Origin of the sequence: Hyunsoonleella aestuarii, from assembly GCF_006148925.1 — a bacterium.
In the GTDB taxonomy this organism is placed as follows: domain Bacteria; phylum Bacteroidota; class Bacteroidia; order Flavobacteriales; family Flavobacteriaceae; genus Algibacter_D; species Algibacter_D aestuarii.
The window spans coordinates 264263-275199 of record NZ_VAWB01000001.1 but is presented as its reverse complement, the minus strand read 5'-3'; the positions used below and the strand labels follow the sequence as shown (position 1 = coordinate 275199).

The window sequence follows — 10937 nt, the reverse complement described above, 5'->3', positions numbered from 1 at the left end:
CGTTTATTGAAGAAGAAAACAGCTACTCCATAAGAGTAGCTGTTTTAAAGTTAATTTACTCTTTTACAATTTCTATTTTTACTGGGGTAGGGTTTGAAATCATATCAAACACTGGAGAGAATTTTGCCAGTCTTTCTAATTGTTCGGCAGAAGCGTCCGACTTAACTTTGAGTTGCATTGTGATGCCATTGAAACCTGTTCTTACTTCAGGATCTAAACCTAAAAACCCATGAAGGTCTGCATTTCCCTTAATAGTTGATTGTGCACCTTCTATTTCAATACCGTTTGCTGCTGCGTGGTAGACCATTGCGCCTGTTAAGCAAGAGCTTAATGCATGAAGAACTACTTCTGGAGGTGTTGCTGCTTCATCTTGCCCCAATAAAACTTGAGGGTGACTACATTCCATAGTGAATGTTTCTTCTCTAGTTGAATCTTCTTGACCTGCTCCGTAAAATCCTTTAATGCTTGAAACACAATGCCCACCATCAATCCAGTTGTTCTTGGCTCTAAATTCAAACTTTGCTAATTCTGGTTGCTCTTGAATGTGATTGATAGTGTCTACCAATTGATCTACGTTTACTCCGTTTTTTACATTTGCTGTTGTAATCATGTTTTCTAAATTTTAATTGTTAATTGATTTTTTAAAATGTTTGATATGTTTAATGCATTCCCTGTGCCAAACTATTTAAATAAATGATAATCAACATATTATAATGAAATTTAGAATATAATTCCATAACGATATTTCATAAATAAACGAAATATCGTTATATTTTATACGAAATATCGTTAAGTTAAAGCGGTCGATCTATTTTAAGTGCTTTAATTCTAGACGCTAGGGTAGTGGGTGGTATTTGTAACAATTCTGCAGCTCCATTTTTACCAGATACTTTCCATCTGGTTTTTTTAAGTGCTTTTAAAATATTTGATTTTTCTAGAGCCAGGAATTCTTTTGATGTAAGTATTTTTTCTTGACAAGCTTCCTTTTGAATTTCAGATTTGTCCGAATTATTGGGTATAATGGCCTGCCAATTAATAATTCCATTTTGAGATACAATAACGGCACGCTCTATTAAGTTTTGAAGTTCACGAACATTACCTGGCCAATTATAGGCTTCCAATAGCGCTTTGTCTGAATCTGACAAAGTTACAATGTGCTTATTCAATTTTTTTGAAAATTGCTGAATCATCTCTTGGGCAATTAAGCAAATATCATCACCTCTATCGCGAAGCGCAGGAACTTCTATAGGGAATACATTTAACCGGTAATATAAATCTTCTCTAAATTTGCCTTCTTTAGAAAATTCATATAGATTTCTATGAGTAGCTGCTATTATACGAACATCTACTTTAATAGTCTCTGAGCTTCCAACCGGATCGAATTCACCTTCTTGAATAATTCGAAGTAATTTGGGTTGAAGTTCCAACGGCATTTCACCAATTTCATCAAGGAAAATTGTACCCTTATCTGCAAGTAAGAAACGTCCTTTTCTATCAGCTGCGGCGCCAGTAAATGCCCCTTTTTTATGCCCGAACAATTCACTTTCAATTAAATTAGTGGGTATTGCCCCGCAATTAATTCGAATTAACGGCTTATCGTTGCGATTACTTTCTTTATGGATTGCTCTAGCAACCAGTTCCTTGCCCGTTCCAGTTTCACCATGTATTAAAACGGTGGCATCAGTTTTAGCTACTTGATGTATCAAGTTTATTGCAGATTTCATAAGTTCATCTTCAGCAATAATGCCATAACTGCTGGTAAGCTCCTTAATTTCTTCTTCTAGATATTCTGTTTGTTTAGTTAAAAGATTTATTGTGTCTTCAGCTATTAAACGTTCTTCAATATTTCTTAAAATTAGTGTAAAAAAGGTTTCTTGTTCATTTCCTGATTTGCTGATAGTGCCTTCATTTAAAGTTTCTTTGTCTTGAGAACCAATAACTTTTACAATGTTAGGTAAGTATTTATTTGTTAGACTATCTCTTGTTTTGTTTGAAACGATATTTTCGATTAAATCGGCACTTTCATCATCAAAGAAAAATAAAACATTACGTTGTAATGGGTCGTCATTTTCCAAAATCTTATTCGCAGAAGCATTAGTTAATACAATTTTAAACTTATCATCAAACATTATAATTGCATCCATGGCTCCATTTATTAGGCCGTTCATTTTACTGTTGGAAACCTCAATAATTTGTTTAGACGACGCTAAACTTTCCTGAATAGTATCTAATTCTCGGTGGCGTTTTACCATTACAGCAAGAATACTTTGTGCAAACGCGATACTTTTACTCATTAAGTCTAAAAAATGCTTCCGTTCTATTTTTAAAACATTTGTTTTTTCTACTGTTGCTATCGATGCTGAGCGTGATTCGTTGTCTATTAAGGCATATTCGCCAAAACAATCGCCTTCACTAAGTATGTCGTAAACATGATCTTTTTCAAAAACCTTTACTTTTCCATTAATTATGACATACATCGAATCTCCAACTGATCCTTTTTTAAAAATAGTTTCACCTTTTATATATGATATCTCGGTAGCATTTTTATATAGTTCTTCCATGGATTCTGAAGAAACCCCATTAAAAAAAGGACTATTGGAAAGAATTCGAATATGTTTTTTTGAGTTAGTATCGGACATAAAATTAACCTATAATTAGGCTAAATATATTAATAATTATAAAGCATTTGGTACATTGAATTTTCAAAAGACCATATTTTAAAGATATTTATTTAATTTAGTTGTTTAACAATATTATTTAAATGTCACAGCACAGAGAACTTGTCGCTATTATGTTTACAGATATTGAAGGGTATACCTCTTTAATGCAGAATGACGAAAAAGAAGCGATACTGATTCGAAAAAAGCATAGGAAGATTTTTGATGCTTGCACTAATAAGCATAAGGGAGAGCTTATTCAGTATTTTGGAGATGGCACTTTAAGTACATTTAGAAGCTCTGTAGAGGCTATTAAATGTGGTATTGAAATGCAACTAGCTTTTCAAGAAGAACCTTCAATTCCTGTTAGAATTGGTGTACATGTGGGTGATGTTATTCGAACTGAGGCAGATATAATTGGCGATGCGGTAAATATAGCATCAAGAATAGAGTCATTGGCTGTTGCAGGAAGTATTTTGATTTCTGATAAAGTAAATGACCAAATAAGAAATCAAAAATATTTATCTACTCAATATATTGATGCTGTCGATTTTAAAAATGTAAATAAGGTAATTCCTGTTTTTGCAATTACTAATCAAGGTCTTGTTGTACCAGAGAAGCATACTCTAAAAGGAAAAACAAAACCTAACGATTCTGAAGTATATAAAAGTTATAGAAAAAAAAGCTTTTATGTTTTGGGACTTCTTACTTTGATTATTCTTTTTCTAGCATATTTTATGATGCAGAATAGCGGTGTTGAAATTAAGGAGCCTACTTTAGCTGTTCTTCCTTTTAACAACATGAATAATGATAATAAATCTAACGTATTTACTGATGGAATTACAGAAGATATAATCACGCATCTATCAAAAATTCAACATTTGCAGGTGATTTCAAGAGCATCTGCGATGCATTATAAAAATAGCGATAAGTCTATTCAAGAGATAGCCAAAGAGTTAGATGTTAACTATATACTCGAAGGCAGTGTTAGAGTAAACAATAATCAAGTACGTATTAATGCTAACCTAGTAGATGCAGCAAATAATAAGAATTTATGGGCTGATAATTATGATAATGATTTAGTTCAGATTTTTAAAATACAAAATGATGTCTCTAGAGATATAGCTAATGCATTAAAAATTACTTTAAGTGATAGAGAGGAATCTCGATTAAGTAATGAGCCTACAAACAATCCAGAGGCTTATACTGCTTTTAAGGAAGGTCAAGTTTATTTGCATCAAGGAGGAGGGAAAGTGGAAGAATTAAAGAAAGCAGAAGGCTTATTTAAAAAGGCAATTAACTTAGATCCACAATTTTGTAGAGCTTATGTAGGTGTTGCAGAAACATATTTGGAATATATTTTCTGGGGTAGAGAATCGCCAAAAAAAATGTTGGAGCTAGCCTCTACACCAGCATTAAAGGCATTAGCAATTAATTCTAATGATGGAGGAACTTTTGGAGTTTTAGGAGCAATTAGTTATTATAAATATGAAAAAGAAACCGCTTTATTATATTTAAAAAAAGCCATAGAGATTAACCCTAGTTATGTAAGTGCCTACAATAAACTTGGATGGATCTATTCTTTTGATGGTGATTTGGAAAGAATGGAGGAGAATTTTAATATGGTTCAAAAGCTTGATCCATTATCATCTAAATACATCGGAGATATGGGGCAAGCTTATTACTATCTTCGAGAATTTCAGAAGTCTATTGATAAAATGAATGAATCTCTGAAGAAGTTCCCAAACGATAACATGCTACTTTGGATGAAAGCTTCTAACCTTTCTGGTTTAGGAAGATATCAAGAAGCGATTGATATTTATACCTCACGAAGTGTTGCTTCAAATACCAATTGGATGCTTGGTTATTGCTATGGTATGGTTGGAGAAACGGAGAAGGCAAAAGAGATATTAAATTATCAACTGAATAAAAACAAAATGGTTTATGTGCCACCCGTTATGATTGCAACTATTTACATGGGTTTAGGTGATTTTGATAATGCACTTACTTGGTTAGAAAAGGATTATGAAGTTGGAGGTCAAGGACTATTCTTCTGGGGCTTAAAACAGGATATTAAGTTCGATCCAGTCAAAAATCACCCTCGATTTCAAGCATTGATGAGTAAAATCCCTTGACTGAATAATTAAAAGCAAATTTGAAGAACAAATTATTGTGGTGTAAAAGTCATCGATTAGGTATATTTGATTTTCAATAAAACACCATGCGACACCAAAGGCAATTAGCTGCTATTATGTTTACGGATATCGAAGGATATACTGCTTTGATGCAACATGATGAAAAGCGAGCTACTGCGATAAGAGCAAGACATCGAAATTCTTTTGAAGTCACAACAGAAGCCTTTGGTGGTAAAATTATTCAATATTTTGGAGATGGCACATTAAGTATATTTAAAAGTACTGTTGAGGCGGTATACTGTGCTATTGAAATGCAAAAAGCTTTTTTAGAAGACCCCATGATACCGGTTAGAATTGGTATTCATGTAGGTGATATCATTTATTCTGACGAGGATATCATCGGTGATGCTGTTAACGTTGCTTCCAGAATAGAATCTTGTGCCGTTGCTGGGAGTGTGTTAATTTCTGATAAGGTACACGACCAAATAAGAAGTCATAGAGATATAAAAGTTAAATTTTTAGATGCTTATGAATTAAAGAATGTTGACGATGTAATGCCAATATTTGCTATTTCTAATGATGGATTAATTGTACCCAAAAGTGAAGAAGTAAAAGGGAAACTTAAAGTAATTAAAGACGAACCTAAGCGCTTATTCGACTTTTTCAAAAGCAAAAAAAACATTCATCGGTTAATAACTCTTCTAGCTTTAATTCTTTTCATGATTGCCATAAAATCATTAAAAATAACCACTAATAATTCAGAAAAGGAGTTATCTATCGCAGTTTTGCCTTTTAACAATTTAAGTTCCGATCAAGGCTCAGATTTTTTTAGAGATGGCATTACAGAAGATATACTTACACAGTTATCTAAGTTGAAAGATGTTCGAGTAATTTCTAGAACATCTGTTTGGCAATATAAAGATACAGACAAAACAATTCCTATAATTGCAGATGAGTTAGGAGTGTCTTATATTTTAGATGGTAGTATTAGAAAATACGACAATGATATTCGAATTTCGGCACAATTAATAGATGCAACTGTCGATAGAAATTTATGGGCTGAGAATTATGATAAAACGATTACAGACGTCTTTACGATTCAAACTGAAATTTCTCAAGAAATTGTGGAAGCCTTAGAGCTTAATTTATCTTTTGAAGAGCAAAAACGTTTTTCAGATGTGGCTACTAAAAATATAAATGCTTATAAATTATTTTTAGAAGGAAGAGATGAAGCAGATAAAAGAAATTCTAAAAGTATTGCCAACAGTATTAATTTATTTAAAGAAGCTACAGCCCTAGATCCTGACTATGCTGATGCTTATGCTGAAACGGCGAATTCCATATTTTTAGAAACTTATTACTCTAGAAGAGATCCAAAGGAGGCTTCAAAGACCGCTAGGGAATATTTAGCTAAAGCTGAGGAAATTAATAATAGAGTTCCAAGAATTTATTCGGTAAAGGGTTTTATAGATAATATAGAAGGTAATCATGAAGCTGCTGAAGCTTCATTTCAAAAAGCTATTAGGTTATCGCCAAATGACTTAACAACAAGACATCAATATGCAACCTTTTATTTTTATACTAGGCAATATGAAAAACAACTTGAACAGGCAGAAATTGCATATAGATTGGATCCTTTATCATTTGTTTCTGCCAATAGTTATTCAACTGCTTTAGCATATAATCATAAATACGAAGAAGCGGAACGCATATTGAAGAAAGCTGAGAAACTTGGAAGTGAGAATAATCAGTTCGTAATAAATCGATCATATTTCAGGCTTTATATGGATCAAAGAAGGTACAATGAAGCAATTAATCCTTTAAAAAAAATTGTTAAAGAGGAAAATGTATTCAATAGGTTTTTAGGTTTTTGTTATGCCAAAATAGGAGATACTGTAAATGCTAAAAAAACAATAGACAGGATTAGGGAAGTTGCTCATCCTTATGAGAAAAGTCAGCAACTAGCAGTTGTATATGCAGGACTTCAGGAACGTGATAGTGTACTTTACTACTTGGATACAATTAGAAATAAGCAAACAAAGACTTTAAAAAGAGAGGTTCCAGAATTTTTTGAATTTTTAAAGGATGACTCAGAATTTAACCAAACTCTGAAGTCTCACGGTATTTCAAATGATTAGAATAAATTATAAAAAGCATTTGTAACATTTTTTGAATTTTAACGTCATATAAGTATCAATCAAATAATTACCATCATGAGACAAGACAATCAATTATTAGTAATAACGCATTTAAGTCAGTTAATTTTTATAATAACTGGTTTTGGAAGCTTAATCCTACCATTAATTTTATGGCTAACACAAAAGGATAAGGTTTATAAAATGAACGAACATGGAAAGAATATTGTAAACTTTCAATTAAGTTTAATAATCTATTGTTTACTTTGTATTCCGCTAATTCTTCTATTCGGTTTAGGTATTTTAGGATTTATAGTTTTAGGTGTTATTTCTTTTATTTTTCCTATTATAAATGCGATTCGAGCTAGCAATGGCGAAGTTCCAAAATACCCTTTATCTCTTAATTTTATTAGTTAGTATAGTCTTTATGAGATAAACAAAAAAATGCTCCCCAAACGGTGAGCATTTTTTATTAAGTCATTTGTTATGAGTTATTTCAAAAAATCTAAGACATTTTTCTCAATGCGTTCTTGAATATTGCTAACATTTGCTTTAACAAAAGTTTCTCCTGTGATATTTTCGTATAATTCGATGTAACGTTCAGAAACTGTTTCTATATATTCATCGCTCATAAAAGGTACGGTTTGCCCTTCTAATCCTTGAAAGTTATTCGAGATTAGCCATTGGCGTACAAATTCTTTACTTAATTGTTTTTGTGATTCACCTTTGTCTTGTCTCTCCTGATAGCCTTCTGCATAAAAGTAACGAGATGAATCTGGTGTATGAATTTCATCAATTAAAACGATTTTTCCATCTTTAGTTTTTCCGAATTCATATTTTGTATCCACTAAAATTAATCCTCTGGACGCTGCTATTTCTGAACCACGTTGGAACAATTTACGGGTGTAATCTTCGAGAACAACATAATCTTTCTCTGAGACAATTCCACGCTTCAAAATATCTTCACGAGAAATGTCTTCATCATGATCGCCCATTTCTGCTTTAGTTGCTGGTGTGATGATTGGTTCTGGAAAAGCATCGTTCTCCTTCATGCCTTCTGGCATGGCTGCACCACAAAGTATACGCTTACCTGCTTTATATTCGCGAGCAGCATGACCAGACATATACCCACGAATAACCATTTCTACTTTAAATGGTTCGCATAGATGTCCAACAGCTACATTTGGGTCTGGTGTTGCTGTTAACCAATTAGGTACTAAATCTTCTGTTGCTGCCATCATTTTGGTAGCAATTTGGTTTAATATTTGACCTTTGTACGGTATTCCTTTTGGCATAACGACATCAAACGCTGATAAGCGATCTGTTGCAATCATTACCAATTGCTCATCGTTAATATTATAAACTTCTCTTACTTTTCCTTTATAGAAATTCTTTTGATTTGGAAAGTTGAAATTAGTATCTGTTATAGTATTACTCATTTTTGGTTAATTCGTTTATGAGTTGATTTGTTTATTGTTTTTTTCAAAAGTCTTTACCCCCAATCGTTACGGTATCCTGTTTTGCATTAAAAGCAAAAAAGATACAGTGGAAAGTTTGAAATAGCTTTGAATAAAAATTAGTCTCTGTTTTCTATACTTTTGTAAGCTTCTATTACCTTTTTTACTAATTTGTGTCTTATAACATCTTTGTCATCCAAAAAGACCATGCCAACGCCTTCGACATTCTTTAAAATTAAAAGGGCTTCTTTTAGTCCGGAAATAGTACGTCTAGGTAAATCTATTTGACCAGGATCTCCAGTTAATAAGAATTTGGCGTGTTTACCCATACGTGTTAGAAACATTTTCATTTGTGCATGGGTCGTGTTTTGACCTTCATCCAAAATCACAAACGCATTATCTAATGTTCTTCCACGCATAAACGCTAGTGGAGCAATCTGTATGGTGCCATTTTCTATATAATGAGCTAGTTTCTCCGGAGCAATCATATCGCGTAATGCATCATATAATGGCTGCATATACGGGTCTAACTTTTCTTTTAAATCACCAGGTAAAAAACCCAGGTTCTCACCGGCTTCTACGGCAGGCCTTGTTAAAATAATACGTTTTACTTCCTTGTTTTTTAATGCTTGCACAGCCAATGCAACACCAGTATAGGTTTTTCCTGTTCCTGCAGGACCAATGGCAAATACCATATCATTTTTACGCATTAACTCTACTAGCTTACGCTGATTTGCCGTTTGTGCCTTTATAAGTTTGCCACCAACACCATGTACAATAACTTCACCACTTGCCTTTGAAGTTGTATAATCGTCACTGCTTTGGCTGGTAAGCACACGCTCTATTACATTTTCATCAAGCTTATTATACTTGGCAAAATGTTTTAAAAGCATGGTAATACGGCGGTCGAATTCTTCTAGGAGCTCTTCATCTCCAAAGGCCTTGATTTTATTTCCACGCGCTACAATTTTAAGTTTTGGAAAGTACTTTTTAAGAAGTTCAATGTTTGTGTTTTGGGCTCCAAAAAATTCTTTTGGAGTAATTTCTTCTAATTCGATGATTATTTCATTCAAAGGCGTAAAATTTGTTAAAATGTAGTCCGTTTAGTTAAATAATATAAACAGACCTGTTAGTTGCATTTAGATCTATGTTTTAATAAATAAAGACTTTATAAACCTGTATTTTAGTTTAAAATGTAAAAACAAAAACGAAAATTTATGTAGGTTTGTAAAACAAGTAATATTACTCAAAAATACATAAATTTGGGTGACGAAAAGCTAAAAACATATCAACAATTTTGCCAATGGCGATAATAACATTAACTACCGATTTTGGTGAAAAAGATCACTTTGCTGGCGCAACTAAAGGTGCTATTTATAGTGAACTGCCTGATGTTAGAATTGTTGATATCTCGCACTCAGTTTCATCGTTTAGCATTCCCGAAGCTGCATATATTATCCAAAATGCATACAGTAGTTTTCCGAAAGGCACGATTCATATTATAGGAATTGATTCCGAAATTAATCCAGAAAACAAACATATTGCTATTAAACTCGACGATCATTTCTTTATTTGCGCCAATAATGGTATAATGAGTATGATATGTTCTGAAATTGCTCCTGAAAAAATTGTTGAAATAAATATTCATGATAAAATTCAAACCAGTTTTCCTGTTTTAGACGTTTTTGTTAAAGTGGCATGCCATATTGCTCGTGGTGGTACTTTAGAAATTATTGGAAAGACTATTCATGAAATAAAGCCAATGAAAAATATAGTTCCTTATGTAAATGAGGACAAAACGCAAATAATAGGAAGTATTATTTACATTGATAATTATGGGAATGTTATAACTAATATAAAACGAGGTTTTTTTGAGACCATTCAAAAAGGACGAGAATTTGAGATTTCTGCACGAAACCATAAGTTTAAAAAGGTATTTAATAAGTATAGTGATATTGTAAATTTTGAAATTCCCGAAGAAAAGAGAAATGATGAAGGAAGAGGTTTAGTTGTTTTTAATTCTGGAAATTTTTTAGAGATTGCGGTTTATAAAAGTAATAGTGCTACCGTAGGTAGTGCATCAACACTTATGGGACTAAGTCTTATGGATACTGTAAGCGTAAATTTTGTTAAAAAGAGTGTCGAGGTTTTTACCGAACATCCGTTGAAGCAAGAATTAAAAGAAGATTTATGATTGTACGCATCGTGAAAATGGGGTTTCATGAAAATTCTGTGGATGCTTTTTTAAAAAACTTTGAGGCTAATAAATTTCAAATAAGGGGTTTTAATGGGTGTAATTTTTTAGAGTTATATCGGGACAAACATAATCCAACCGTGTTTTTTACATATAGTTATTGGGATTCTGAAGAAGATTTGCAATGTTACAGAAAGTCAGATTTATTTAAAGCTGTTTGGGCAAAAACAAAACCGCTTTTTAATATTAAACCAGAAGCTTGGAGTTTGGATAAATTAGAAAGTTTAGAATAATAAATTATGCTAAGAAAATTTCCTTTATTTTTTAGCATTCTAGTTGTATCATTTTTTTACTTACAG

Annotated in this window: 9 protein-coding genes; 5 read left to right on the top strand and 4 right to left on the bottom strand. The window is 32.5% G+C overall.

Features of this window, described 5'->3' with window-relative positions:
• Nucleotides 1-55: 55 nt before the first annotated feature.
• Both FEF17_RS01380 and FEF17_RS01375 read right to left on the bottom strand, forming a co-directional pair.
• Complete coding sequence (locus tag FEF17_RS01380; RefSeq protein ID WP_139000573.1) at nucleotides 56-610, bottom strand: OsmC family protein; 555 nt, start codon at nucleotides 608-610, stop codon at nucleotides 56-58.
• A gap of 184 nt (nucleotides 611-794) precedes the next feature.
• Nucleotides 795-2639: a sigma 54-interacting transcriptional regulator gene (locus tag FEF17_RS01375; protein WP_139000572.1), complete on the bottom strand. Its 1845-nt coding sequence runs from the start codon at nucleotides 2637-2639 to the stop codon at nucleotides 795-797.
• Between the two features lie 122 nt (nucleotides 2640-2761).
• Between FEF17_RS01375 and FEF17_RS01370 the strand changes: the two genes are divergently transcribed.
• The 3 genes from FEF17_RS01370 (at nucleotide 2762) to FEF17_RS01360 (ending at nucleotide 7344) form a co-directional block, all read left to right on the top strand.
• Complete coding sequence (locus tag FEF17_RS01370) at nucleotides 2762-4792, top strand: FlgO family outer membrane protein (RefSeq protein ID WP_139000571.1); 2031 nt, start codon at nucleotides 2762-2764, stop codon at nucleotides 4790-4792.
• A gap of 86 nt (nucleotides 4793-4878) precedes the next feature.
• On the top strand, nucleotides 4879-6930 hold the full coding sequence (locus tag FEF17_RS01365; protein ID WP_139000570.1) for an adenylate/guanylate cyclase domain-containing protein: 2052 nt from the start codon (nucleotides 4879-4881) through the stop codon (nucleotides 6928-6930).
• Nucleotides 6931-7005: 75 nt separating this feature from the next.
• Entirely contained in the window at nucleotides 7006-7344 is a 339-nt protein-coding gene (locus FEF17_RS01360) for a DUF4870 domain-containing protein (protein WP_139000569.1), read from the top strand.
• A 74-nt stretch (nucleotides 7345-7418) separates the two neighbouring features.
• On the opposite strand, the gene FEF17_RS01355 is transcribed toward FEF17_RS01360, so the two are convergent.
• Nucleotides 7419-8366 carry a phosphoribosylaminoimidazolesuccinocarboxamide synthase gene (locus FEF17_RS01355; protein ID WP_139000568.1) on the bottom strand — a complete coding sequence of 316 codons (948 nt, stop codon included), beginning with the start codon at nucleotides 8364-8366 and terminating at the stop codon, nucleotides 7419-7421.
• Between the two features lie 137 nt (nucleotides 8367-8503).
• On the bottom strand, nucleotides 8504-9457 hold the full coding sequence (locus FEF17_RS01350) for a PhoH family protein (protein WP_139000567.1): 954 nt from the start codon (nucleotides 9455-9457) through the stop codon (nucleotides 8504-8506).
• A gap of 230 nt (nucleotides 9458-9687) precedes the next feature.
• Here FEF17_RS01350 and FEF17_RS01345 point away from each other — a divergent pair, with 230 nt between their 5' ends.
• Together FEF17_RS01345 and FEF17_RS01340 are read left to right on the top strand one after the other, a co-directional pair.
• Nucleotides 9688-10578 (top strand): SAM hydrolase/SAM-dependent halogenase family protein, encoded by an 891-nt coding sequence (locus FEF17_RS01345; RefSeq protein ID WP_139000566.1) that lies wholly within the window; start codon nucleotides 9688-9690, stop codon nucleotides 10576-10578.
• Nucleotides 10575-10871 (top strand): putative quinol monooxygenase, encoded by a 297-nt coding sequence (locus FEF17_RS01340; RefSeq protein WP_139000565.1) that lies wholly within the window; start codon nucleotides 10575-10577, stop codon nucleotides 10869-10871. The genes FEF17_RS01345 and FEF17_RS01340 overlap by 4 nt, the downstream gene beginning before the upstream one ends.
• Nucleotides 10872-10937 lie beyond the last annotated feature (66 nt).

Excerpts from the sequence above, each read along its gene's own strand:
- FEF17_RS01380 (WP_139000573.1), bottom strand. The coding sequence starts at position 610 with ATGATTACAACAGCAAATGTAAAAAACGGAGTAAACGTAGATCAATTG.
- FEF17_RS01375 (WP_139000572.1), bottom strand. The coding sequence starts at position 2,639 with ATGTCCGATACTAACTCAAAAAAACATATTCGAATTCTTTCCAATAGT.
- FEF17_RS01370 (WP_139000571.1), top strand. The coding sequence starts at position 2,762 with ATGTCACAGCACAGAGAACTTGTCGCTATTATGTTTACAGATATTGAA.
- FEF17_RS01365 (WP_139000570.1), top strand. The coding sequence starts at position 4,879 with ATGCGACACCAAAGGCAATTAGCTGCTATTATGTTTACGGATATCGAA.
- FEF17_RS01360 (WP_139000569.1), top strand. The coding sequence starts at position 7,006 with ATGAGACAAGACAATCAATTATTAGTAATAACGCATTTAAGTCAGTTA.
- FEF17_RS01355 (WP_139000568.1), bottom strand. The coding sequence starts at position 8,366 with ATGAGTAATACTATAACAGATACTAATTTCAACTTTCCAAATCAAAAG.
- FEF17_RS01345 (WP_139000566.1), top strand. The coding sequence starts at position 9,688 with ATGGCGATAATAACATTAACTACCGATTTTGGTGAAAAAGATCACTTT.
- FEF17_RS01340 (WP_139000565.1), top strand. The coding sequence starts at position 10,575 with ATGATTGTACGCATCGTGAAAATGGGGTTTCATGAAAATTCTGTGGAT.